The following is a 265-nucleotide window of genomic DNA, read 5'->3' as shown; positions in this document are numbered from 1 at the left end:
AAAAATCATATTATGCGGGTGAAGGGACTTGAACCCCCACGCCGTAAGGCGCTAGATCCTAAATCTAGTGCGTCTGCCAATTCCGCCACACCCGCAAAAAATATGAGCCGTACAGGGCTCGAACCTGTGACCCTCTGATTAAAAGTCAGATGCTCTACCAACTGAGCTAACGGCTCATATGGAGGTTAACGGGATCGAACCGCTGACCCTCTGCTTGTAAGGCAGATGCTCTCCCAGCTGAGCTAAACCTCCATGGATAACTTAA

General features: G+C 49.8%; 3 tRNA genes. All 3 read right to left on the bottom strand.

Features of this window, described 5'->3' with window-relative positions:
• Positions 1-13: 13 nt before the first annotated feature.
• Positions 14-95, bottom strand: a tRNA-Leu gene (locus AB3H90_RS14400).
• An 8-nt stretch (positions 96-103) separates the two neighbouring features.
• Positions 104-176 (bottom strand) — tRNA-Lys (locus AB3H90_RS14395).
• A 3-nt stretch (positions 177-179) separates the two neighbouring features.
• Positions 180-252: transfer RNA gene (locus AB3H90_RS14390), tRNA-Val, on the bottom strand.
• Between the last annotated feature and the right edge of the window lie 13 nt (positions 253-265).

It is taken from the genome of Enterococcus sp. C63, assembly GCF_040887215.1.
Classification (GTDB): Bacteria; Bacillota; Bacilli; order Lactobacillales; family Enterococcaceae; genus Enterococcus_B; species Enterococcus_B hirae.
This window is presented reverse-complemented; position numbering and strand designations above follow the sequence as displayed.